This window comes from Paraburkholderia phenoliruptrix (genome assembly GCF_902859825.1).
Taxonomy (GTDB): Bacteria; Pseudomonadota; Gammaproteobacteria; order Burkholderiales; family Burkholderiaceae; genus Paraburkholderia; species Paraburkholderia phenoliruptrix.
The window spans coordinates 1-24,335 of sequence record NZ_CADIKB010000034.1; the positions used below are offsets into that span (position 1 = coordinate 1).

Genomic DNA, 24,335 nt, shown 5'->3' on the forward strand with positions numbered 1-24,335 from the left:
GTTCTCCTTGGTTCCCTGTTCGGGAGGTTGGTCCTGGAAACCCGATTCTCTCGGATTCCACTGGCGAACCGCCGCCTTCAACCTTCAACTACGCCTGGGACATTGCCTCGGTTTCAACGGTACTACACCGGCGCTCACGGGCCGGCCGTCTTACCATCCTGGCGTGATGCTGAAGATCTATGTCTACGGCTATCTGAACCGGATACCGTCGAGCCGGAGACTTGAGCGCGAATGCCAACGCAATGTTGAGCTGATGTGGCTGACAGGACGGCTTGCTCCGGACTTCAAGACGATCGCGGACTTCCGCCGTGACAGCGGCGCCGCGATCCGCAACGTATGCCGGCGTTTCGTCGAACTGTGTCGCGGGCTCAAGCTGCTATCCAGTGACATGGTGGCTATCGACGGTAGCAAGTTCAAGGCATCGAACACCCGCGACAGGAATTACACGGCAAGCAAGATCGACAAGCGCCAGAAGCAGATCGAGGAAAGCGTGCAGCGATATCTTGATCTGATTGAAAGTGCAGACCGCACCAGTCCTACCGGGTTCGATGTAAAGACGGTCAGGCTCTACGAGAAGATCGCCGTGCTGCGCCAGCAGATGCGTGAGCTCAAGCAGATCGGCAGGCAACTGGAAGAGCAGCCGGACAAGCAGTTGTCGCTGACGGATCCGGACGCACGCTCGATGGCAACGAGTGGAAGAGGCTCCGGCATAGTGGGCTACAACGTCCAGGCAGCGGTTGATACGAAACATCATCTGATCGTTGAACACGAAGTAACGAATGTCGGCAACGATCATGGACAACTCAGCAAGATGGCGATATCCGCCAAGCGCGCGATGGGCAGATCCAAGCTGAAGGTTGTTGCGGACCGCGGTTACTTCAGTGGGCCGGAGATAAGGGCATGCGATCTGAATGGCATCAGCGCGTATGTTCCCAAACCGCTCACGTCGGCATCCCGGAAAAAAGGTCTGTTTACGAAAGCCGACTTTATCTACGTGGCGAAAAGCGACACGTATCGGTGCCCTGCTGGAGAGCGGGCGATCCGTCGATTCACGACTGTCGAGCATGACCTGAATCTGCGAGTCTACTGGCCCAGCGCGTGCCCACGTTGCCACCTCAAGGAACAATGTTCACCGTCTGACTATCGTCGAATTCGGCGATGGGAGCGCACGAGAATGTGCTTGAGGTGATGCAGCGTCGGCTCGACCGCAGACCTGACGCCATGACCATCCGCAGAAGTACCGTTGAGCATGTCTTCGGCACGCTCAAGCACTGGATGGGCCCCGCACACTTCCTGACCAGGACGCTCAGGCGGGTGAGTACGGAGATGAGTCTTCAGGTGTTGGCTTACAACCTCAAGCGGGTCATGAACATACTCGGCGTTCAAGGGACACTGAACGCCTTGAAGATGGTCGGAAATTAGAGCCCTGAGGGGCTTTGTTGCGCCTATTACGGTTGATTAACGCACGCCGTCTGTGTCAAACACAATCGACCTGATCGGCACGCGCTCTTATGGCCGCGAAAATCGAGTTTCCACACAAGCTGGGTCGCGTGCTGCCGATCGCTACATATTGAGATTGGGCGGCGAATGTGGATTGCATGAGGCAGTGACCGGCCAATCTGAGACGTTCGTCATCACTTTCGCACGGACGCTCGTCTGCCCGGATTGCACTTGGAAACGGTCGGAGAGCGGTAATGATCATCGATCATCACCGATTGTTCGCATTCGGAACCAGCTACATGCGCTCCCGAACACGGCTTTCCCTAAAAGCATCCGAACGCAATTTCTCTTCGTGACCAAATTGTTCTCGCTACCAACTAGGGGCCCATGTTCACCAGCGCGCCATCAATGATGCCCTCGTTATTGAGGTGAATACGCCACGTTGATGAGCCAGAATTCTGGGTGACCTGATATATATCCCAGCCTGCGTTGCCTACACCCATGAAGCGAACTTTGTCGACGCGACCTGCTTGGTTCAAACCGTCTTTGAGCCCAGGCAATTGCTCGCGGGTTGCCTCCTGTAACAGGGGGGACATCTCAGAATAATTTGGGTTTCCCGACATCAATCCATCTATCAATCTGCGCAGTGCGGCTTCGCTCCTCGGGTCAGCAGTCTGACTCTTGACCTTTGCAGCGAGCATCGCCTCCATTTTCTCTGCCTCGGCATCATCGATTCGCGACAATGTAGTATCACGACCGTTCTGATGATGTATCAAGCCCGATACATGTCCCTGACCGTCAACCACAAATGTATCGGTTGCTTCGACGACCTTTGCAAAAAATTTCGTCTCACTCATTGGATATTTTCCAATCCATCCTTGGCCGGTGCGTTGCGACATCAGGTGGTCGCCTTCGCGTCGGAATTTCAGCAGCGTTGAGGTATAACTATCGCTATACGTGCCGACATATCGATCCAGAATTTCAGCGGATATCGGCACTTGAGTATGTTCTTTCGAAGCATCGTTCATGATTGGTGGGCTCACTTGTGCGGCCATAGTAGCCAGCGTGATTGACATACATCCAAGAAGTACTGTAACCAGCAATTTCCGTTTGACAGGCTTCCGCAACATCAGCTTTAGACGTCGCTCCAAAAAAGATCTGGACTCGGACATACCGGCTACTGATCCGATATATCGCGATTGCCTCTCTCCCACCGCGATCAGCGTTTCGCCATAAACAGCAAAGTTGTATCCAGCCTTCAGGACTCTCGCGTCGCAGTCAACTTCAATAGCACACCTGAGTTGTCGCAACTGCCACCAGAGTGGCAGGTTCCATGGCATGAACGCAATGAGACAGAGTGCGATCGTAAGAAGCGCCGGGTCATGGGCATCGATGTGCGATTTTTCGTGCGCGATAACGGCAGCCTGTTGCTCTAGGGGGGAATCCAGAAGCCAAGCTGGAAGGACGATGCGCGGGCGGAGAAGACCGACAACCGCCGGACCGACGTCGGCCGACAGGTACACCGAAACGCCGCAGACAGATGCCGAAGTCCATTGCCGTTTGCGCCACTGCAAATGCGTTGCGGTGATCAGCAAAATCAAAATCATCAACGTTGACGCCACGTACCATACGTCTCTTGCGTGAAATTGAACGTGCTGGAACGTCGAGGACTTACCATCGTGGTTCTCAATCCAGACTGCGGGCGATAAACGGGTGGACGTGATCTCGTGCAGGGCGATCACGTTCTGAGGTACCGACGGCCTCAGCTCCGCTGGGATTTCGATTGAAACCGACGTCATAGCCGTCGGAATTGCCAGTGATGCGACGATCGCGAGAAGCCAGAACCATCTGCTGGACGATCGACGTTGCCGTGCGGAATGTTCGGCAATGAACGCGGCCGCAGATAGAACCGCCGATATCGATGCCGCATAAATCATCCACGTCAGCATCGCCGTTATTCCTCGTCAGGTTTCTCTTTCAGTAGCTCACGCATACGACGTATTTCTTTCGGCGTGAGATTTTTGTCGGCCACCAGCTGCGCAAATAGCAGTTCTGTCGATCCTGCGAATAACTTGCTCGTGAGGTGCCGCAAGGCACTTTTTCGTGCCGCCTGCTGCTGAACGGCGGCTGCATAGCGATGCCCTCGACCTTCTTCCACGTGAGTTACATAACCCTTGCTTTCCAGCGTACGAAGGATTGTTAGAACCGTGGTGTAGGCGAGGTCATCGGTAAGTCCATCACGAACCTCACTTACAACGGATGGGCCACGTTCCCACAGTATCTGCATGACGTCGGCTTCCCGGTCAGTCAGCGAGATGTCCAAAATGCCTCCTACTAAAGGTGTAGTAGATCGTAGGATCGAAGTTGCGAACTGTCAACTATTCTTTTAGTTGATTAAAGTGCGGAGCGTGGCGACGCCAGCACATGCGTCCGGAGTTGCGACCGCTGGAATTTGGAGCTCATGACGACTTTCCATCGTCGATTTGCCCTGACGGGCGTCATGTGCGACAGATGCGGAACGGCAGCAGTACCTCAAAAGTGGGCGTAACGTCCGCTTGGGCCGGGTGTCCGAACTGGGTGGGTCGACTCCGGGCCTCCGTGCGTCGTCGCGTTGCGGGCGCGCTATGCAATTGGCATCGTTCCGTGATCGGCCATGAACGGTCATTCGGAAGTAATCACTGAAAGCGGCCATTCGACGGTATTGACCTGCGAAGCCAACCGACGCTACGATCGTCCCTAAGCTTAGTCTCAAAAAATTCCTCTCTTCGCTGATCCGCGCATGTTGTCAGAACGTGCCGGGGGAAATTTGCGTCTAGCGATCTAGCTACACGTCGAATCAATTGCCTTCTGGCCGCCCGTTGCAAGACTGGCGGCCTTTTTGTTTGTCCCAATACATTTTGTCAGAGAAACTCGATGCCGCTTGCGCTGTATGACACCTGGTCGCGTACCGTGCGCCCGTTCATCTCAATCCACGCCGGCGAGGTCGGTATGTATTGCTGCGGTCCGACCGTCTATGACTACGCACACATCGGTAATCTGAGAACGTACGTGTTCGAGGACATCTTGCGCCGCGCACTGATGCACAATGGATATGAGGTCCGGCACGTCGTCAATATCACTGACGTCGGTCATCTCACTTCGGACGCTGACGAAGGTGAAGACAAGATGGAAAAAGGCAGCCGACGGGTCGGAGAGTCGGCGTGGGCAATCGCGCAGCGCTATACCGAGGCCTTCGTCACGGACTGGCGCGCTCTTCACCTGCTGGAGCCGACGGTATGGTGCCGTGCAACCGATCACATCGCCGAACAGATCACGTTCATCAGCGAACTGGAACGAGTCGGTTATGTGTATCGGACCGATGACGGTCTGTATTTCGACACAAGTAAGCAGGATAACTACGGCTTCCTGGCCCGGCTCAATCGCGCCGGCCTTCAGGCGGGCAAGCGCGTCGCAGTGGGCAACAAGAAGAACATCACGGATTTCGCGTTGTGGAAGTTTAGTCCATCTGGCATCACCCGTCAGATGGAATGGGATAGCCCATGGGGACGCGGATTTCCAGGCTGGCATATCGAGTGCTCGGCCATGTCGGCGAAGTACCTTGGAAACTGGTTCGACCTTCACTGCGGTGGCGAAGACCATATCTCCGTGCATCATAGCAATGAGATTGCACAAACTCAGGCGGCCCACGGCACACGCCTTGCCAATTTCTGGATGCACGGACACTTTCTGACGCTCGATGCCAATACAAAGATGTCAAAGTCGGGCGGCGATTTCATTCGCCTGCAGACCTTGCAGAGCCGAAACATCGATCCTATCGCATACCGTTACCTGTGCTTGACGGCCCACTACCGAAGCAAGCTACATTTCAGCTGGGCGTCTCTTGATGCAGCGCAGATAGCCTTGAGCCGGCTACGGAATCTCTATTTCGGCTGGCCGGACGGTGGTCGCATCGATCCGGATTTTGCCGCACGCTTCGACGCCGAAGTGAACGAGGATCTGAATCTGCCGCGAGCGCTGGCCGTGCTTTGGGAACTCATCAAGAGCGCCCTGCCGCCGGCGACGTTGCGAGCGACCGTGGATAGCTTTGATTCGGTTCTGGGGCTCGGGCTGCGCGATTGGAAACCGCTTGTGTCTGACCTTCCGGAAAGCATCCAGGTGTTACTTAGCGAGCGCGAACAGGCCAGAGCGGAAAGGAACTGGGCAAAAGCCGATGACATACGGGAGAAGTTAAATGCGCAAGGCTGGAGAATCGAGGACAGCAAAGAAGGGCAACGGGTTATCGGTGTCACCACAGAACGGACAGATATTGGGAATGAATGATCATTGCAATGGCACCAAACTGAGTGTCCGGTCTGCATGAGATCGACTGACTGCTCCGGGTCGACCACGGTCCGACGGGAGCCGACCTCGGCAAGCAGTCTATGCAATTGGCATGGGACCGTGGGCGGCCACGAGCGGACGGTCGACGCTGACGCCTAGATCGTGGACAATCTCCGTGTCCGTCTCTTGATGAACGAGTGGCGTGATAAGGGAGAGCTGATGGGACACAAGTGGCCGATGATGAACTGGAACTGTACCGACGAGTGGACGAAGTTCTGTTCTATGTTTGGGACCCGATTGGCGTCGCGACAAGCCCGACAGCACGCGACGAGTATTATGGGTACCTGCCCATCGTTTTTTCAATGCTACAGGGTGAGGGAGCGAATGCGTCGATAATCGCGGCATATCTTGACAGCATCGCTAGCGAGCGAATGGGTCTGGATGCGAATCCTGAAACATTCCAAGCGCGTCGCCCAATTGCTGCTCGACTGGAAAACCGAAGTCCGAACAATTTTTGCACGGCCGAGGTGAGCCTACGGACCAACTCAAGCCCTTAGCGTCGATCAGGCTCAGCTTCCACGAGCGGCCAACAGCGGTAACTCTACCTTCCGACGCGAATCGTCGACAACGGTGTAAATTCCACTCCTGCGGCCAAGGTCGTCCATTCAAACACAATGAGCCCATTCGTCTGGAAACTTTGCGAAGCGCCCGTACTTGGGATGTTGGCTTGGGCTGCAAATCTGTGCGGGATTCCTCCGCTAATCGAATCGTCAAACGTGTCGCTGGCACGTGCGACTTGCGCAATCGATGCGAACGTAACGACACCCGTCCCGGTCCGGAAAGGTTATCAGCCTGCATTGATGGTTAGGCGGGCGGGTGCGGCAGACACGGCAAAGAGCGGAGAAACCGTCAAGCTAAAGCGTGCGGAATCCAATACAAGCTCGAAGCGCGCGATGGAGAATGTCCCGCAGATCAGCCCAGAACAACGAATCCCGTTCAGGGTGACGGTTACTGACTTGGCTAACGGGCGCATAGTATCGAGCACGATAGCGGGTCTATCGAGTAGGACGGCGTATAACCAAACAATGAACGAGTACCAGATTGGTGGCCTTATCTGGCTCGTTCCTGGACGTTATCACATTGCGGTTTGCACCTTGAGCAAAGGACTTGAGAATCCTGCATCGATTTACGACATTGCTATCGAATGACGTGCGACGCTGCCTTCGACTCTGACGGTCTAGTGTGTCGTCGACCGGGCGAAAGACCGCTTTAGAGAAAGCCGTATGTCCCTTGCGGGTCGATATGGTGCGTTCGCCGTCGCCAAGTACCGGGCAGAGGATCGTCGCATTCGCGCCGATCGCCATTGCGTAACTGTTGCATGTCACGGCGCGGACATATAGCGACCACGAACAACGTGCAAGCAAGGTCCTCAGACACAGAAAAAGCGCTTAGCATTGCGTCCGCAAATGGCACGACATGGAAACATGCGGCTTAGATGCATTATCATCTGTATGTTTTACCACTTACTGTCGTTTCGAGACGACGGAATCAATATGAGAACGACGGGGCGAGACGAAGTCATCACGCGCGGCACCTTTTATCGACAGGCCTGTCGGGTGGTGTGGTCGGAGAGGTGTCGTCTGGTGGGACTTGTTTAATGATGGGGACGCTGTGATCGATACCATGCGCCCTCGCGATATAGTCGCGGGGTCATCAGTGCAGCAGCATCCAGGTATTTACGTGCTCGGATGTTACGACAAGCGGATCACCTTCTACTCCCAGCAGGTCCGCGCGATGTCATTGGCGTACGCCCTTCATGTTGAAGGCTATCTCAAGGCCCCGAGACGAGTCGCAGTCGTCGGCGCGGGTGCTGCCGGGATGACTATGGCCGTCGCCCTTGCTCTTATTTCAGAAAGCGAGGTAGTTCTTTTCGAACGAGGCGCTGAGATCCTCCCTCTGCAGAGCGCGACGCGCCGGCGCAGCCTCGACCCACACATTTACGATTGGCCAGAGTGGGACACTGATGACCCGCTGGCAGACTTGCCTTTTCTCGATTGGAAAGCCGGACCTGCTCAGGACGTGCGAGCCGCCATTGCTGCTGATTTTGAGGCGATCACGGCGAGATTCAATCTTCGGTTGAAGAAGTGGACGCGCCATAGAGTCACTGCAATCCAGCGTGAAGGTAAGTCTTTCAGCGTGGAGTTTGAGCGAGACGCCAAAGGCGACGAAGAGGGGCCCCTGACAGTTGATCGTGCACAGTTCGATCTAGTATTCATTGCGGTCGGTTTTGGATTGGAATCAGAAAGCACGCAGGGCTTGCCGAATCATAGTTACTGGAGCGATGCAGGCGTTCCGAACCAAGAGTTTGAAGCCAGAACTCAGCCCCGTTTTTTTGTGAGTGGAAATGGTGATGGAGCGCTGATTGACCTTGTTGCAGCAGCGTCTGCCGCCTTCGACCATGCCGGCATGATCCAGTCGATCGTCTCGCATCCGGGTCTCCCGCGAATCTATGACCCTTTGCGAGAAATTGACCAAACAGCACGCGAAGCGGAGAGAGGCGCTCGGCGGTTTGACTTTGTCTCTGCATACGAGCGCGACATTCTCACTGCTGCGCGAGACACCGGACTGTTAGCAGCAGTAGCCGCTCAACTACGACCTGGTGTACAGATAACACTTCAGACGCAGCACCCGGAGATGTTTTCTGCCGCCACGTCAACTCTCAATCGATTGGCTGCTTTTCTCGCGATAAAAGCCTGCGAGACGGACCCGCGATGTGGATTTACCCATTTGCATTGCGTCGACGTGCGAATCGTGGCGCCGCCTGAGGGCAGGACGTACGATGCACAATACTGGCTAGATTGTGAAGGCAAAATCGTCGGAGCCGATTCTGTCATCTTTAGGCGTGGCCCGGATCGCTCCAAGGCGAGAGAACCATTTAAGGATCTTCTATCTCAATTCGAGGCAGAACATCAGAAATGGCTTGATCTTTATGGCGACTCTACTCTCATTCCCAAGTTGGCACCTGCAGCACGAAGTTACTTCGAGGAGCAAGCGAGAGCAAAACAGCTACCCCTGGCTTATCACGAACAGGCCGCACGTGATGCCATCGCCGTCGAAACAATCCAGGTTCGACCAGTGGGCGGAAATATTCGATGGTCCGGTACCATGCGTGCGGCTGAAATCGCGAGTGCATGGAGTGTGCAAGGCCATCATTTGGACATCGTATGCCCAGACATGCCAACCGAATATGGGCAGATGGCTAGCGCTTTGGTCAGGGTGGCAACCCACGCGAAGTATTGCAAGATTATTGCGGATCCAAGGCATTGGCGTGATTACGTGGAGCGCCTGACAAGCGATTCACTTCACGCAGAAGGATTGACTGCACCTGAAGTCGAGGACGGAGTCGTCGGGCCTGTAAATCGCGATCCAGACATACTGGATGCTGACCAACTCGTCCGCACAATTCATTACGCTCTTGATGAATTTGTGATGGAGGCAATTGATCGCCACATCGAAGATTATCTTCTTCATGCCCGTGATCCCGGCCGGAAAGTAGGATTTGTCACCGCGGCAGATCTTAGAGGGAAAATGCGTCCGATCTGGCGACAATGGAAGGCATCCTTTGACGCAGATGCACTGATGCGATCTCGCTTTCTGAGCCTACTCGTATGTGCCCATGACGACGACGAGTCAGTCGAGTTTGCTCGCGTTCTGGTTGGTCCGGCAAAGTTAGTGTCACTTGTGCGCGGTACTACAGTCGCATTGGCAATCGCGGCAGGATGGCAGACCATCGCACCTCACAACGCACGCCCCGGAAACTTGCGGAGGGCGCGGGAAGGCGTGGTGGCTTGGACCGGTCACAGTTGCGCAGCCGATCAGATTGACGGCTTGGCGCTTTCTCTCTGTGCTGCTAGCTTTATGTGGAAAACAGACTTTGTGATTCTTTCAGTGCGAGGGTCCGTAGATCTGGCAGAACGTGCAGAAAGATCGTTCGATATGACAGAGGAAGGGCAGCCAGGACTGGATGATTCGGGCGGTTCAGGGCAAATCGTTATGTCGATCGATGCGACGCTAACCGCCGCGATTGGCGCCGGCGCGAACCAGCTTGCGCAGTTTCTGGAAAATACCGAGCGAATCCACATTGACAATATGAGAAGGTCCATCGAGCCACAGCCAGCGGGGGCCGCATGACTGAAAAATCGCACCAGACTGAAACAGAGGCCGTAGCGCAGTTCGCCAAAGATCTGAAACTTGCTGCAACGTCGCTGTCGTTGCCCGTCACTGAATGGCCTGAAATCGCAGGACGGTTTTTTCGGGGAGATAGCTCGCCCTCAACAACCCTTGATCAGGGCGATCTGCCCAATGCGAAGCAAGGGATCTCGATTGGAAGATACGCGATTGTGCTCGGCGTGCTCCCTGAGATCCCCACTGTCTCGGCTATCCGCGAAACGTTGCGGCGGTATCGAAATCAGTGTGTGGTCGCACGATCATTTCTATCAGTAAATCAGGCATTAGATCTTCAATTGATGCTGGTTGGGCCGCGTGGGAGTGAGCGCGACGCCGAGTGGCGATCGCTTGCATTGATGGTGGAGCGAGACGATCGGGTCGCAAGAAAGCTGGCGTGGCTGCGTCCAGACGAGCAAGAAAACGATGCTCGTAGTTTCTCTGATTTCGTGAGACGCACCTTCCTCGCGCGTCCGTGGGAGCAAGTCGGACAGTTTTCGATTTCGGGTTTGGACCGACTGAACACAGGGCAAGATGGCGTAGAAAGCAGAATTCCTCGTGACACCGCTGAAGAATGGGATTCAATCGCATTGCGACCGGATGCTGATCCCGCACATATAGTCGCTGCGCTAGTGGATGCGTGGAAGCGGAGGTCACAGTAATGAGCAGCATCTATCTTTCACGGATTAAGGTCGAAAACTTCCGCACATATGGCAGCTTTGAGATTGCACTTCCCGCAGGGCCGGGCCTTACTCTTATCAGCGGCACGAACGGCCTTGGAAAGAGCAGTCTATTCGACGCTATCGAGTGGGCGCTAACGGGTAACGTTCTTCGATTCTCCCGTTACAACAAAAATCTGGATGAAGGAAGTTATCTTACGCGACGCGGGGCGGAGCCAAACTCCCATCGAGTGACCCTATCGTTCGGCGACGACCAAGTTATCTCTCGGGACGCGATGCAAGGGGCAGACAAGGCGAATATCTTGGACTTGCTTAAGCGCGCCGAATGGGGCCCTATTCGAGACGTTGGAACTTACTTGGCGTTCACTCACTTTTTGGGGCAAGCATCGCCACAACGTTTTACGAGTCGTTTGGGCAACGAGCAGTGGGAGGCTCTAAAAGGCCCAAGCGGGATAGAGCGATTGGAGCTCATTCGTCAAGCCCTGCGAGGACGATCAACCCAATACGCGTTTTCGAAGCGAATCGAGGAAGAGCAAGGAGTTGTCGATCAACTGGAGCGGCAACTTGCCACCTGGAAAGATCTCTGCTCTAGACTCGACAGGCTCGAGCAAGCCGTGCGCGTGTCCGGAGTGATCCTGCCACCTGACCTTGCGAACGCAGTTTCCTCACTAAGCGTCGAAGTGACGGCTTTAACTGGCGTACCATTCGTGTTCGCTGATGGTGACAATGCAGCGCAAATTAATGCAATCAAGGTTGGGCTCGATGATGGACTTCGGACCGTCCAGAACCGGCTCGCAGCGATAGATGCATCTTCTGAGCTGCCAGATCGATACACTAAAGCGATGGCTGACTCTCGAGACGATAGCCCTTCGATTATTCAGGCGAAGACAGCTATTGAAGCGGAGCGTTCAGCCGTAGATAAAAGCCTAGTCGCTGCGAAAGCGGCTGAAGAGCGGATAATCGAGCAAACAAAAGTCGTCGCCAGGCACAGGATGCTCTTAGATCGTCTGGACGGGGCTCGTCAAGATGTGGAGCGGATTGACCAATTAGGCCTTTTGATCCGTACGGCAGAACAGGTCAGAGACGACTTCTCGCAGAAGGTTGAGCGCCATCGTAGCGAGTCAAACAAGCGCGAAGCCTCCTTCTCCCAACTGACCGACGCGCGCAAGCAACTCGAAATTGCAAGGGCTGCGGTCGGAGCGGCCGAAGCGACGCTCAACGATTGCCAAAATCTCACAGGTTTGGAGACGAAGGCATCGGCAAGTGCCAACTCGCTCATGGAAGTGAGGGACCAATCGAACCAAGCGCAGCCTGAGCAAGCCTCATTACTGCGAACTCGGGGCGATGTCGACCAGAAACTAGAGCGAGAGAAAGTCGCACTGAACGTTGCCCGGCGCCGCGCCGGAGAAATCGCGTCTGCGGTTGCCAGTATTGCGAGTCACATACATGAGGATGATAGGGAATGCCCTGTTTGTTTGTCGCCGTTTGAAAAGGGGGAGCTCAAGCTAATTGTTCGAACAGCTGCAGAAGCGAGCAATTCGGCCTTGCAAGCCAACCAGTCCGTCGTTGAAAAGCTACAGGTTGAAAAGGACGAACTTGATAGGCAGATCGCCAACCTGCAGAAAATCGTCTCGTCGGTTGCAGAGGCAGAACAGAAGGCGAAGTCAGACCTGGATGCCGTAGCCTATGCCAGAAGCAGAATCTCTGGGCGACTGAATGCAGATCCAGCCAGTGATCTTTTGGGAATTGCGACCGAGCGCCTTAAGGCGACCAATGACGCCTTGTCTAAGGCAGACAAAGCCTTTCAAGACGCTCAGATTTCGAATGGTCCCGATGGCGTGAGCTTGCAGGATCTGCGCGAAGAGTATGCGGCGTTGGTCAAGCAGCGCGATGAAGCCGGCGCTCGCCTGTTTGCTTACGAGAGCGAGCGGCGCACCCGTATGGAGAGGCTGGTATCAAATTCGCTGAACGGCTCATCACTCGAAGAATTGTCAGCCCGCCTCGCAGATGAGCGCGCGAGCCTTGTGTCTGCGCAAGAGGTGCTACGGACCGCGACTGCCGTTGCGGATCAGGCTCGTGTGGTCTTGGCAGGATGCCGCGCAAGTTTGGGAGCAGCTGAACAAGAGCACACCAAGTTGCTCAAGCTTAGGGAGCAGGCGGAAGAGTCTGTGAGTGCAATCGTGAAACGATGGAGCGCTGTTGGTTTCCAGTCTCCGCCGAACGAGGAAAATTTTCAGACATTCCGGATGTTGACTGAAAACATCAGGACGGCGTTGGAAAACTGCGTGAGAAAGTGGACAGAGCTATCGCGCGGGAACGAAAGCGTGGTGTTGCAGCAAGAGATCAGCGAAGTACGTGCTGCTATGGCGTCTGCAGCTGGTGATCCAGAGACTATTGATCGATCCGGACACGAGACTTCATTGAAGAATCAGCTGAAGTCAGCAAAGGCGGCGCTCAAGTTGTCGAGGTCCGCAAAAACCGCAGTGAACAAATATTCAGAGAGCTTGAAACAGGACGCGATCGACTTTTCGACACAGTTCCTTGCGCCGCTCAATAATGTCATCAACGACTTCAATGAGGCCATGTTAAGCACGCCAGGTGAGACGATCCAGTTTAGCGCAGAGCATAGAGTGGACGCGACCCGGTTCGAGATGATGCTGCGCTCAAGAGACCGTGTTGAGGATGCCAACTTCGACAAGAGCCTCCCCCCTCAGATTGTTCTAAGCGAGGGGCAACTCGCGGCAAACGGTTTCAGTATCTTGTGTGCCGCGAGCACAGCCTATCCCTGGTCGAACTGGCGAGCGTTGCTGCTCGATGATCCGCTGCAACATAACGACGTCATCCATCGCGCCGCATTTGTTGACGTCATGCGAAACATGGTGGAAATGAAAGGGTATCAACTGATTCTGTCCAGCCATGATCGCAGTGAGAGCGACTTTATCGCGCGTAAGTTTGATTCAGCCGGGCTGCCGTGTTCGACCGTAACGCTTACAGGGCCATCGGCGTCCGGGGTTCAATATGATGGGCCTGTAGAAAATCGGGCAGCCGCACGAAGTCGCTGGGCTGAGGTCGATACAAGGGAGGCGATTGGACCGACGTAGTTAGGATGTCCCTGATGTCTGGGCTCAAAAGGTAGGTCAGAGATCAGGCGGAACGCATTCGAATGGCATTTGACGCTGTAATTTCATTGGTTGCCAATAGACATCTTCATCCTCGGCGTTCTCTCGCTTGAAAGGTGAGATCGTGGAATTGGGGAGTGTGTTGTCCGGTAATGAGATAGCCGAAAATAGATGGCAATACGCTCCGAAGGTGATTGTAATCATCCCATTCCAGTGGCGCGAACGGCATGTCTCCATGCCGACTGGCAGGGTGAAACGTCTGGATGCGGCGATCGTAAAAGGAAGCGAAATAGCGAACATCTTCGCCATATACTAGGCCCAGTGGTTCGTCGAAAGTGCGATAGAGCCAAGTGCCTGCATCGCGGGATGTCGGCGAAGGATTCCCATTTTTTCGCAGATAACGCAATACCAGTTCATGAGATGCATCGAGGGAGATGAAGGTGTTCATCGTCGCCTCTTCCCGGAATTCAAAATTTCCGGCCAACATGTCGGCCTTGACAAGGGCGTAGAGTCCGCGAAGCAAGACTAAATTTCGGCTAGAGATTGCCTTCCAAAACAAGGGTTGCAGCGAATTCTGGATTGATGCGCGATCAAAGCAGTCGAACTCCTCATCGCCAATAGCTTTCCACGCATCGAGCAGACTGGACTTTTGAGTGTGGTTTCGTGCATCGAGCAGAGACCGCTTGATCCTTGCGAGGGTTATTGGGCTTGTTAGATCGAGGTCTTGGTCAATATATGCCCGAAAAAGCGGTATGGGGCGAAAGATACATCGCGGTCCGCCTTCGAAGCACTCAGTCAACATCAGCGACCCAAGCAACCGAATCTCTGCCGGATTCAGCCAGGCGACGGGACTGTACGGGAGTTGCTCTGGCCACTCGATGCATCGTGACACCATGAAAACCAAGTCGGTGTCAGCCCAAAAAGCGGCAGTTCGAGCCCTGACTTGCATCTTGGGATAGATACCCCCGGCCGAAACAATGTGATCCGTACTTGCCGGTTGCTCTGTGTCCTCTTATTCAACCTTGGGAAAAGAGTGATTGGGCTTTTTCTTCTCCAGACTTTATGCATAAGCTGAATAATTTTTAAGCTCTCAAGTCGAATCAGGCAGAAAAAAGCTTTGGCGCACGCACGCGTGCAGAGCGGGGTAAGTTTTTGTCAGTACTTGGCCTTAATTTTCTCATGCCGTCGCCGATATCGTCGCTAATTATTTCATTGGCACGGAACTGGTTCTGTAGACAACATATGACAAAGCGAAAAAAGGACTCAGGCGGAAACACGCTACCTCCGCAGCGGACTGACGAGCATCGGATCGACACAGAGGCAGTGAGGGTCGTCAGAAATCAATTCACTTCCGATTGGGAGGAGCGGTCAGTAGAGGGAAGAGACTACGGCATGGACATGATGGTGGAGGCCTTCGACGGGAACAGCCCGACGGGTATCCGATTATCTTCGAGCTGGTAAATTGCCGCGTACTTCCCCACGCGAAGTTCATAAAGATTGTTATCAATTTTGCGCGCTCGCGCTGCCGCGAGGGGCTGGCCATGCCGCACGAGATCGGAAATCGCAGCAAGTATTCGCGCCACATCGTTCGTTGGCAATTCTTTGAGCTTGCGTGAGGCATGCAGCGTTAGGGCGGATTCCATATTTGGCTCTCGATCGGATAACTGACACAAGATGACACATTCCTTCGTCGGGGAGCTAGAAAGTGAACCTGATGCCTACATTGGACCCTGAAGCGCAAACCTCACATTCGCGCCAGAGCAAAGTAATCATTTGTTTTTGCTATCAATTCGATTGAATAATAGGTTCGTCTGCCCTGCTCATGTAGCGCTAAAGACCGCTTGACGACATTTGATACGCCGCACAGGGAAATCGAAGCCGCAGTTTTGCAGCGCCGCGCGCACGCGCTCGCGGCTCTCGCGGACTTCCAGATCAGGAAGCCCCACGATGGAAAAAGAGGGTAGCCCGTTGGCGAGGTGAACCTCGACGGTTACTTCGGGCGCGCGGCCGGCGGCCGGCGCGCGACTGCGCACCACGGCAAGCGACATGTTTTCTCCCGTCGGACGGCGCGCACACGGCGCGCTCCATCCCCTTAATACGCTGATGACGTCACGGCTCGCTTGCCTGTGATGTGCAGTTCGATGCAGCTAAAGCGCGATCAGTGAACCGTCAGACGGTTTGCGTCGTGACCGGCAGCTTCTGTTCGAGCTCGGCGACGCGGCGCTCCAGTTCCTCGAGGCGCGCCCGCGTGCGCACCAGCACCTGCGTCTGCGTCTCGAATTCCTCGCGTGTGACCAGATCGAGCTTCGAAAAACCTTGCGACAGCATGGCTTTCACATTGCGTTCGACGTCTTTAGCCGGCGAGTTCTTGAAGAGCTCGCTCATGCGGGCCTGAATGTCGTTAAAAACATCGTTGGGTTGTTTCATGGTGTTCCCCTTGGTGCACAAAAAATGTGCAGTGTTTCATTACGTCTGTGCCTCAGCTTTCGCCGTGCGCTCTGTTGGTGCGTCCATGCGGGCGCTGCTGCACCGCATGAGTCGCTTTGGTGCGTGCTCTTGCCGCGAAAGCCTGCGAACACTCTAGCAACGATCCCCGCCTCACGCCACCGGGCGGCCCGCGCGTTGGCCATCTGGACAAGGGCGGCTGAGCCCTTCGCGGGTCCGCACGGGCGCAGTCTGACACAACATGGCATACGAGTTGCTCTTACTGCCCCGCGCGCACTGGCGGCACTATTTTCCGGCAGCGCAACGAGACCACGCGAACAGGCTGCGAGTAGCGCCAGGCTTGCGCGAGCGGCTACAACGAGCTTACGCAACGGTTACGCAAACGCTTACGCAACGGGTTAGCAACGGGTTAGCAACTAAGCGAGGGGATTTCATGAAACTCATCACCGCAATCATCAAGCCGTTCAAGCTCGATGAGGCACGCGAAGCCTTGTCGGCGATCGGCGTCTCGGGCATCACGGTCACCGAGGTCAAGGGGTTCGGCCGTCAGAAGGGCCATACGGAGCTGTATCGCGGCGCGGAGTACGTCGTCGATTTCCTGCCGAAGGTGAAGATCGAGGCGGCAGTCTCGGACGACATCGTCGACCAGGCGATCGAGGCGCTCGAGCGCGCGGCGCGCACGGGCAAGATCGGCGACGGCAAGATCTTCGTCACGCCGATCGAGCAGGTGGTCCGCATCCGCACCGGCGAGACCGGCGCGGACGCTCTGTAACACCAAAAGATAGCGACACAGATAGCGACAAGAGGAAACGAAAGATGCGCAAATTATTGATGTCCTTGCTGATGGCCGGTTCGCTGCTCGCGGGCGGTATCGGGGCCGCCCTCGCGGACGACGCTTCAGCCCCCGCAGCCGCCTCGGCCGCTGCTTCCGACACGGCGGCAAGCGCGCCCGCAGCGGATGCGTCCGCGGCACCGGCCGCCTCGGCACCCGCTGACGCGTCGGCTGCACCGGCAGCAAGCGCCGCGGCAGCTGCGCCGGCCGCATCGGACGCGGCTCCGGCTGCGCCCACCGCACCGTTCTCGGTCGATTCGTCCAAGATCAATTCCGGCGATACCGCCTGGATGCTGACCTCCACCGCGCTCGTCCTCTTCATGACGATCCCGGGCCTCGCGCTCTTCTACGGCGGCATGGTCCGCAAGAAGAACGTGCTGGCGACGCTCATGCAGAGCTTCGCAATCACCTGCCTCGTGACGATCATCTGGGCCGTGGTGGGCTACTCGCTCGCCTTCACGCCGGGCGGCTCGTTTATCGGCGGCTTCTCGCGCTTCTTCATGGCGGGGATGAACTACATCAAGGGCGACAAGGCGACCACGCTGACCGTCAGCCATCTCGCGCCGACCATTCCGGAAACGGTCTACTTCGTCTATCAGATGACGTTCGCGATCATCACGCCGGCGCTGATCACAGGCGCGTTTGCCGACCGTATGAAGTTCTCGGCGATGCTCGTGTTCATGTCGCTGTGGTCGATCATCGTCTACGCGCCGATCGCGCACATGGTGTGGGAACCGACCGGCTGGCTGGCGACCGCAGGCATCCTCGACTTCGCGGGCGGCACGGTGGTGCACATCAACGCGGGTATCGCGGGTCTCGTCTGCTGTCTCGTGCTCGGCAAGCGCATCGGCTACGGCCGCGAAGCCATGGCTCCGCACAACCTCACGCTGACGCTGATCGGCGGCGCAATGCTGTGGGTGGGCTGGTTCGGCTTCAACGCAGGTTCGGCAGTCGCAGCGGACGGCCGTGCCGGTTTCGCGATGTTCGCAACGCAAGTGGCAACCGCGGCGGCAGCGCTCGCGTGGATGTTCGCCGAATGGGCCGCGAAGGGTAAGCCTTCGGTGCTCGGTATCGTGTCGGGCGCGGTGGCGGGTCTCGTCGCGATCACGCCGGCTTCGGGCTTCGTCGGCATGACGGGCTCGCTCGTGATCGGCATCGTCGCAGGCGTGGTCTGCTTCTGGTCGGCAACGTGGCTCAAGCACAAGCTCGGTTACGACGATTCGCTCGACGCCTTCGGCGTGCACTGCATCGGCGGTATCGTCGGCGCGCTGCTGACCGGCGTGTTCGCGGTCAAGGACATCGGCGGCTTCGACGGCAGCCTCGTGCTGCAGGCCAAGGGCGTCGTGACGACGCTGGTCTACAGCGGCGTGGTGAGCTTCGTCCTGCTGAAGATCATCGACATGGTGATGGGCATCCGCGTGACCGAAGAACAGGAACGCGAAGGTCTCGACGTCAGCCTGCACGGCGAACACGTCGAATAACCAGGGTCTTTCGAGCCCGCGCTCCCGGGCTCGACGACCGCACGCCCTGGCACCCGCGCCGACCGGCGCGATGCGCCAGAGCGGCAACCAGCGGTAGCAACAAGCGCAGCGATTTGGCCCGCCTTCATGGCGGGCTTTTTTCTTGCTCGCCATCTTGTTAACAGCACTTTTTCCTGCCTATCATTGCGATAGGAAGAATGCATTCCGGCTAGCTTGCGAATGGAGAAACCATCCCCAAATGGGCAAAGCATTTGCTCTACAATCTTTTTTCTCCAGTCTGCGAGTGATCAATGGTTCCGCACCTAGTTACGGCGTTAAACGGCCCGCTGCTCGATCTCGAGCGGAAGATCCTCGACGCTACGCCCGCCATCGAACGCTGGTTCCGGCTCGAGTGGCAGGAGCACACGCCGCCTTTCTACTGTTCCGTCGACTTGCGCAACGCGGGTTTCAAGCTTGCGCCCGTCGACACCAATCTGTTTCCCGGCGCATTCAATAATCTGCCGCAGGAAGTGCTGCCGCTCGCCGTGCAGGCCGCCATGGCGTCCATCGAAAAGATCTGCCCGGACGCGAAGAATCTGCTCGTCATTCCCGAGCGCCACACGCGCAACGCGTTCTATCTGGAGAACGTGGCCCGGCTCGCGGCGATCATGCGCCAGGCCGGCCTGAACGTGCGCTTCGGCACGCTCGACGAAAGCATCAACGGACCTGTCACCATTGCGCTGTCCGACGGCCAGAAGCTCGTGCTCGAACCGCTCGAGCGCTCGCAGCGGCGCCTCGGGCTCAAGAATTTCGACCCGTGCTCGATTCTGCTGAATAACGATTTGTCGGGCGGCATTCCGCCCGTGCTCGAGAATCTGCACGAGCAGTATCTGCTGCCGCCGCTGCACGCGGGCTGGGCGGTTCGCCGCAAATCGACGCATTTCTCGTGTTATGACGACGTGGCGAAGAAGTTCGCGAAGATGGTCGAGATCGATCCGTGGATGATCAACCCGTACTTTGCGCATGTCGAAGGCGTGGATTTTCAGGAGCGCACCGGCGAAGAAGCGCTGGCCGACGCGATCGACGGCGTGCTGAAGAAGATTGCGAAGAAGTATCGCGAGTACGGCATCTCCGAAAAACCGTATGTCGTCATCAAATCCGATGCGGGCACTTATGGCATGGGCGTCATGACGGTGCACGACGCGTCGGAAGTCGCGGCGCTCACCAAGCGCGAGCGGGCGAAGATGGCGGCTACGAAGGACGGCCTCGAAGTGCACGACGTGATCGTCCAGGAAGGCGTGTACACGTTCGAGCGCATCGGCGAGGAAGTGGCCGAGCCGGTCGTCTACATGATCGACCGCTATGTGGTGGGCGGCTTCTACCGCGTGCACGGCAGCCGTGAGCGCGATCAGAACCTGAACGCGCCCGGCATGCACTTCGTGCCGCTCGGCTTCGAGCACACGGCGCTGCCGGACGCGCACGCGAAGCCGGGCGCGGCGCCGCCGAACCGCTTCTATATGTACGGCGTGGTGGCGCGGCTCGGTTTGCTGGCCGCCTCGGTCGAACTGGAAAAGACCGATCCGGAAGCGATCCAGGTCTAAGCGCTGCGGCGCATTGCCGGCCGCGCTGTTTTCACCCGCCACCTTCGCCGTCTTTCACGATTAACGCCAGGCCCAGCAGGGCGCAACGGGACCTTCATGGACATTCTTTTCATCGCCGATCCGCTCACGCAGTTCAAGATCTACAAAGACTCCACTTACGCGATGATGGCCGAGGCGGCGCGCCGCGGTCATACGCTGTACACGTGCGAGCCGAAGCATCTGGCGTGGACGGGCGGCGACGTCGAAGCCAATGTGCAGCGCTTCGCGATTACCGGCGACGTGACCGATCTGCATCGCGACGCATGGTATGCGGCGGAAAGCGCCGCGCCGCGCGCGCTCAGGAGCTTCAGCGCCGTCGTCATGCGCAAGGACCCGCCGTTCGACATGGAATACGTGACGTCCACGTGGCTGCTCGAATTGGCCGAGCGGGCGGGCGCGCGCATCTTCAACAAGCCGCAGGCGATCCGCGATCATTCGGAAAAGCTCGCCATCGGCGAGTTCGCGCAGTTCGTCGCGCCTACGCTCGTGACGCGCGACCCGGCGCGCCTGAGGGCATTCCATGAGCAGCATGGCGACGTGATTCTGAAGCCGCTCGACGGCATGGGCGGAATGGGCGTGTTCCGCGTGAAGCCGGACGGCATGAACCTCGGCTCGATCATCGAAATGCTGAGCGACGACGGCGCGCGCTCGGTCATGGCGCAAAAGTTCATCCCCGAGATCAAGGACGGCGACAAACGGATTCTGCTGATCGGCGGCGAGGCGGTGCCCTATTCGCTCGCGCGCATTCCGCAGGGCAACGAGGTGCGCGGCAATCTCGCGGCCGGCGGGCTGGGCGTCGCGCGTCCACTCACGGAGCACGACCGCAAGATCGCGGACACGCTCGCGCCGGTGCTGGCGGCACGCGGTCTGCTGCTGGTTGGACTGGACGCGATCGGCGACTGGCTCACCGAGGTGAACGTGACGAGCCCGACGTGCTTCCGCGAGATCATGGATCAGACGGGCTTTGACGTCGCCGCGATGTTCGTCGACGCGCTGGAGCGCGCGGCAGGCTGAGCGGCCCGGCTTGAAAGCGCGCCGCGGCGCCCAAACTGAGTGGTGGAATCCGCATGTTGTCCGCTGCGGGCGGGACATCGGCGTTGGCCCGAAAACGGGCCTGCTACAATGCCCGCTCTCCGCATCGATTTCGGGCGATGAGCCCCACGCGGAGCGCTCGGCATGGACCGCGGAGTGTTGAGCCCTCATGGCCAACGGCCGGCCGGGGGCGTGAGCATCTCGGACAAGGTTCCGACCCACGTTTGGGGCCGTCTTTTTGCAGTAGGCTGACATGGCAGGCATTCTGATCATTGCGCACGCTCCGTTCGCCACCGCGTTGCGCGACTGTATTTCGCATATTTACGGCGGTTTGCCGGCTCGCATCGGTGTGATCGACGTATCGCCCGACTGCGATCCCGCACAAATGGTTGCTTTCGCCGAGTCGGAGATTGCGCGCCTGAAAGAAGAAAACGGCGCGCTGGTGCTCACCGACATGTTCGGCGCGACGCCCGCGAACATTGCGGGGCGGCTTGCTTCGGTGCCGGACGTGCGCGTGCTGTGCGGCGTCAATCTGCCGATGCTGGTGCGCGCGGTCTGTTATCGCGCGACGCCGCTCGACACGCTGGTGGACAAGGCGCTCGCCGGCGCGACGAAAGGCGTGCATGCTATCGGACCGGCAACGCCCGCGCCCGCCGAGGCGGCGGCGGTGACCGGAGACTGCCTGCCGGCCTTGCCGCCCGACGCGAATCTCGCGCAAAAGAGCGGCCCGGCAGGTCTGTAGGCGCCCCGCATGGCAAGCCGCGGCGCAACTCGCGCGGCGGCTTGCATCTCGATTCGCATTGCGCCTGAGCAGTTTCTTTTTTCACAACAACACTTACACGCGCTTCGGACCATCACATGCTGCAACAGGAAACGACTATCGTGAACAAGCTGGGGCTGCACGCGCGCGCGTCGGCCAAGTTGACGCAACTCGCAGGCAACTACCAGTCCGAAATCTGGATGAGCCGCAATGGCCGCCGTATCAATGCAAAAAGCATCATGGGCGTGATGATGCTGGCGGCGGGTATCGGCAGCACGGTGCTGATCGAAACGGAAGGCGCCGACGAAAAGGAAGCCATGGACGCATTGTTGAAACTGATCGCCGATAAATTCGGTGAAGGTCAGTGAGCTTGCGAATCGCCATTGCGATGAATAACGACGCCGCGGCTATCCGCGGCGTTTTTTTTAGCGCGCGACAATACGCGTCACAGCGCGAGCGGCGCGCTACGGGGCAGGCTTTTTCTACGCGCTTTCGTGCTGCGCTGCACACAGCATTCGTACACGTGAGCGACGGCGCGGAATTTATAATGACGACGACAGTCTGAGAGCATTGCAGCGGTTTGCCGCGGCATCACACAACTAGAGGAGGTGCGCGTGTCGTTCACGCTGCATGGAATTCCCGTGTCACGCGGTATTGCCATCGGGCGGGCTTATCTCATCGCCCCGGCTGCACTTGACGTAGACCACTATCTGATCGAACCCGCGCAGATCGAAAGCGAGGTCGAGCGGTTTCGCGCGGCCCAGCAACGCGTGCATGAAGAACTCGACGCGTTGCGCGCCGACCTTGCCGCAGACGCACCCAGCGAAATGGGCGCGTTCATCAACGTTCATTCCATGATCCTGAACGACGCCATGCTCGTTCAGGAAACCATCGACCTGATTCGCACGCGCCGCTACAACGTCGAGTGGGCGCTTACCGAGCAGCTCGAACGCCTGTCGCGTCATTTTGACGATATCGAAGACGAATACCTGCGCGAGCGTAAAGCCGACATCGAGCAAGTGGTGGAGCGCGTGCTGAAGGCGCTGGCGGGCGCGTCCGGCGCACTCGCGGACGGCGTGCACGGCGCCTGCGACGAGATGATCGTGGTCGCGCACGACATCGCGCCGGCCGACATGATGCAGTTCAAGACGCAAACGTTTCAGGGTTTCGTCACCGACCTCGGCGGTCGCACGTCGCATACGGCTATCGTCGCGCGAAGCCTCGGCATTCCGGCTGCGGTCGGCGTGCAGCATGCGAGCGCGCTGATCCGTCAGGACGATCTGATCATCGTCGACGGCGATCATGGCATTGTGATTGTCGATCCCGCACCGATCGTGCTCGAGGAATATTCGTACCGGCAAAGCGAAAAGGCGCTGGAGCAGCGCAAGCTGCAGCGCCTCAAATTTTCGCCCACGCAAACGCTGTGCGGCACGCGCATCGAGCTGTGCGCGAACATCGAGTTGCCGGAAGATGCGCGCGCCGCGCTCGATGCGGGCGCGACCGGCGTCGGCCTGTTTCGCACCGAGTTCCTGTTCATGAATCACAAGGACCGGATGCCGGAAGAGGAGGAGCAATTCGAGGCGTATCGGCGCGCGGTCGAGTTGATGAACGGCCTGCCCGTCACAATCCGCACCATCGACGTCGGCGCGGACAAACCGCTCGATTCGATGAGCGGCGGCGACGGCTACGAGACGGCGCCGAACCCGGCGCTCGGGCTTAGGGCGATTCGCTGGAGCCTGTCCGAGCCGCAAATGTTCCTCACGCAACTACGGGCGATTCTGCGCGCGTCGGCGTTCGGCTCGGTGAAGATTCTGGTGCCCATGCTCGCGCATGCGCAGGAAATCGATCAGACGCTGGATCTGATTCGCGAAGCGAAGCGTCAGCTCGACGACGCGGGAATTGCCTACAACCCGAACGTGCAGGTCGGCGCGATGATCGAGATTCCGGCGGCTGCGATTGCATTGCCGCTGTTTCTCAAGCGGCTCGATTTCCTGTCGATCGGCACGAACGATCTGATCCAGTACACGCTCGCTATCGACCGCGCGGACAACTCCGTCGCGCATCTTTACGATCCGCTGCACCCGGCCGTGCTGCATCTGATCGCGTTCACGTTGCGTGAGGCGAAGCGGGCGGGCGTGCCGGTGTCGGTGTGCGGCGAAATGGCGGGCGATCCGGCGTTGACGCGCCTGTTGCTCGGCATGGGCCTGACCGAGTTTTCCATGCATCCGAGCCAGTTGCTCGAGGTGAAGCAGGAAGTGTTGCGCTCGCATCTGAAAACGCTGGAGAAGCCGGTGGCCGACGTGCTCGCATCGTTCGAGCCGGAAGAAGTGCAAGCCGCGCTCAAGCGTGTCGCGCAAGCCTGATCGACTTTGCCTGCCTCAAT

General features: G+C 57.7%; 16 protein-coding genes and 2 pseudogenes. 12 read left to right on the plus strand and 6 right to left on the minus strand.

The window, feature by feature from the left end; all coding sequences use genetic code 11:
* Positions 1 to 106 precede the first annotated feature (106 nt).
* Positions 107 to 1,422 (plus strand): annotated as a pseudogene (locus HV711_RS25515) (IS1182 family transposase); the annotation flags it as partial.
* 395 nt (positions 1,423 to 1,817) lie between these two features.
* On the opposite strand, the gene HV711_RS25520 reads toward HV711_RS25515, so the two are convergent.
* Entirely contained in the window at positions 1,818 to 3,389 is a 1,572-nt protein-coding gene (locus tag HV711_RS25520) for a M56 family metallopeptidase (RefSeq protein ID WP_175145315.1), read from the minus strand.
* A 5-nt stretch (positions 3,390 to 3,394) separates the two neighbouring features.
* Positions 3,395 to 3,763, minus strand: coding sequence for a BlaI/MecI/CopY family transcriptional regulator (locus HV711_RS25525; protein ID WP_035477887.1), 369 nt, complete (start codon positions 3,761 to 3,763; stop codon positions 3,395 to 3,397).
* 590 nt (positions 3,764 to 4,353) lie between these two features.
* On the opposite strand from HV711_RS25525, the gene cysS reads away from it, so the two are divergent.
* The 4 genes from cysS (at position 4,354) to HV711_RS25545 (ending at position 13,765) form a co-directional block, all read left to right on the plus strand.
* Positions 4,354 to 5,760 (plus strand): cysteine--tRNA ligase, encoded by a 1,407-nt coding sequence (gene cysS, locus HV711_RS25530; protein WP_035477890.1) that lies wholly within the window; start codon positions 4,354 to 4,356, stop codon positions 5,758 to 5,760.
* 1,671 nt (positions 5,761 to 7,431) lie between these two features.
* Complete coding sequence (locus HV711_RS25535; protein ID WP_175145316.1) at positions 7,432 to 9,951, plus strand: ABC-three component system protein; 2,520 nt, start codon at positions 7,432 to 7,434, stop codon at positions 9,949 to 9,951.
* Positions 9,948 to 10,646: an ABC-three component system middle component 1 gene (locus HV711_RS25540; protein ID WP_175145318.1), complete on the plus strand. Its 699-nt coding sequence runs from the start codon at positions 9,948 to 9,950 to the stop codon at positions 10,644 to 10,646. The genes HV711_RS25535 and HV711_RS25540 overlap by 4 nt, the downstream gene beginning before the upstream one ends.
* Entirely contained in the window at positions 10,646 to 13,765 is a 3,120-nt protein-coding gene (locus HV711_RS25545) for an AAA family ATPase (protein WP_035483685.1), read from the plus strand. The genes HV711_RS25540 and HV711_RS25545 overlap by 1 nt, the downstream gene beginning before the upstream one ends.
* A gap of 106 nt (positions 13,766 to 13,871) precedes the next feature.
* On the opposite strand, the gene HV711_RS25550 is transcribed toward HV711_RS25545, so the two are convergent.
* The 4 genes and pseudogenes from HV711_RS25550 to HV711_RS25565 form a co-directional block, all read right to left on the minus strand.
* Positions 13,872 to 14,687, minus strand: coding sequence for a hypothetical protein (locus HV711_RS25550; protein ID WP_175145320.1), 816 nt, complete (start codon positions 14,685 to 14,687; stop codon positions 13,872 to 13,874).
* Between the two features lie 481 nt (positions 14,688 to 15,168).
* Complete coding sequence (locus tag HV711_RS25555) at positions 15,169 to 15,426, minus strand: type II toxin-antitoxin system RelE family toxin (RefSeq protein WP_035483681.1); 258 nt, start codon at positions 15,424 to 15,426, stop codon at positions 15,169 to 15,171.
* 210 nt (positions 15,427 to 15,636) lie between these two features.
* Positions 15,637 to 15,831: pseudogene (locus HV711_RS25560) on the minus strand (magnesium chelatase domain-containing protein); the annotation flags it as partial.
* 121 nt (positions 15,832 to 15,952) lie between these two features.
* On the minus strand, positions 15,953 to 16,210 hold the full coding sequence (locus HV711_RS25565) for an accessory factor UbiK family protein (RefSeq protein ID WP_013586993.1): 258 nt from the start codon (positions 16,208 to 16,210) through the stop codon (positions 15,953 to 15,955).
* A 451-nt stretch (positions 16,211 to 16,661) separates the two neighbouring features.
* On the opposite strand from HV711_RS25565, the gene HV711_RS25570 reads away from it, so the two are divergent.
* From HV711_RS25570 to ptsP, 7 genes are all read left to right on the plus strand, one after another.
* On the plus strand, positions 16,662 to 17,000 hold the full coding sequence (locus HV711_RS25570; protein WP_013088261.1) for a P-II family nitrogen regulator: 339 nt from the start codon (positions 16,662 to 16,664) through the stop codon (positions 16,998 to 17,000).
* Positions 17,001 to 17,044: 44 nt separating this feature from the next.
* Positions 17,045 to 18,541: an ammonium transporter gene (locus HV711_RS25575; protein WP_013586994.1), complete on the plus strand. Its 1,497-nt coding sequence runs from the start codon at positions 17,045 to 17,047 to the stop codon at positions 18,539 to 18,541.
* 290 nt (positions 18,542 to 18,831) lie between these two features.
* On the plus strand, positions 18,832 to 20,121 hold the full coding sequence (gshA, locus tag HV711_RS25580) for a glutamate--cysteine ligase (RefSeq protein WP_013586995.1): 1,290 nt from the start codon (positions 18,832 to 18,834) through the stop codon (positions 20,119 to 20,121).
* Between the two features lie 96 nt (positions 20,122 to 20,217).
* Positions 20,218 to 21,174: a glutathione synthase gene (gene gshB, locus HV711_RS25585; protein WP_028361595.1), complete on the plus strand. Its 957-nt coding sequence runs from the start codon at positions 20,218 to 20,220 to the stop codon at positions 21,172 to 21,174.
* A 271-nt stretch (positions 21,175 to 21,445) separates the two neighbouring features.
* The gene (locus HV711_RS25590) at positions 21,446 to 21,934 is read left to right on the plus strand and encodes a PTS sugar transporter subunit IIA (RefSeq protein ID WP_013586997.1); all 489 of its coding nucleotides are present in this window, start codon (positions 21,446 to 21,448) and stop codon (positions 21,932 to 21,934) included.
* A 116-nt stretch (positions 21,935 to 22,050) separates the two neighbouring features.
* Positions 22,051 to 22,320 carry an HPr family phosphocarrier protein gene (locus tag HV711_RS25595; protein ID WP_006048084.1) on the plus strand — a complete coding sequence of 90 codons (270 nt, stop codon included), beginning with the start codon at positions 22,051 to 22,053 and terminating at the stop codon, positions 22,318 to 22,320.
* Between the two features lie 246 nt (positions 22,321 to 22,566).
* Positions 22,567 to 24,315, plus strand: a complete 1,749-nt coding sequence (gene ptsP / locus HV711_RS25600) for a phosphoenolpyruvate--protein phosphotransferase (protein WP_028361597.1) — start codon at positions 22,567 to 22,569, stop codon at positions 24,313 to 24,315.
* Positions 24,316 to 24,335: the final 20 nt, after the last annotated feature.

Excerpts from the sequence above, each read along its gene's own strand:
- HV711_RS25520 (WP_175145315.1), bottom strand. The coding sequence starts at position 3,389 with ATGCTGACGTGGATGATTTATGCGGCATCGATATCGGCGGTTCTATCT.
- cysS (WP_035477890.1), top strand. The coding sequence starts at position 4,354 with ATGCCGCTTGCGCTGTATGACACCTGGTCGCGTACCGTGCGCCCGTTC.
- HV711_RS25540 (WP_175145318.1), top strand. The coding sequence starts at position 9,948 with ATGACTGAAAAATCGCACCAGACTGAAACAGAGGCCGTAGCGCAGTTC.
- HV711_RS25545 (WP_035483685.1), top strand. The coding sequence starts at position 10,646 with ATGAGCAGCATCTATCTTTCACGGATTAAGGTCGAAAACTTCCGCACA.
- HV711_RS25555 (WP_035483681.1), bottom strand. The coding sequence starts at position 15,426 with ATGGAATCCGCCCTAACGCTGCATGCCTCACGCAAGCTCAAAGAATTG.
- HV711_RS25565 (WP_013586993.1), bottom strand. The coding sequence starts at position 16,210 with ATGAAACAACCCAACGATGTTTTTAACGACATTCAGGCCCGCATGAGC.
- HV711_RS25570 (WP_013088261.1), top strand. The coding sequence starts at position 16,662 with ATGAAACTCATCACCGCAATCATCAAGCCGTTCAAGCTCGATGAGGCA.
- HV711_RS25575 (WP_013586994.1), top strand. The coding sequence starts at position 17,045 with ATGCGCAAATTATTGATGTCCTTGCTGATGGCCGGTTCGCTGCTCGCG.
- gshA (WP_013586995.1), top strand. The coding sequence starts at position 18,832 with ATGGTTCCGCACCTAGTTACGGCGTTAAACGGCCCGCTGCTCGATCTC.
- gshB (WP_028361595.1), top strand. The coding sequence starts at position 20,218 with ATGGACATTCTTTTCATCGCCGATCCGCTCACGCAGTTCAAGATCTAC.
- HV711_RS25590 (WP_013586997.1), top strand. The coding sequence starts at position 21,446 with ATGGCAGGCATTCTGATCATTGCGCACGCTCCGTTCGCCACCGCGTTG.
- HV711_RS25595 (WP_006048084.1), top strand. The coding sequence starts at position 22,051 with ATGCTGCAACAGGAAACGACTATCGTGAACAAGCTGGGGCTGCACGCG.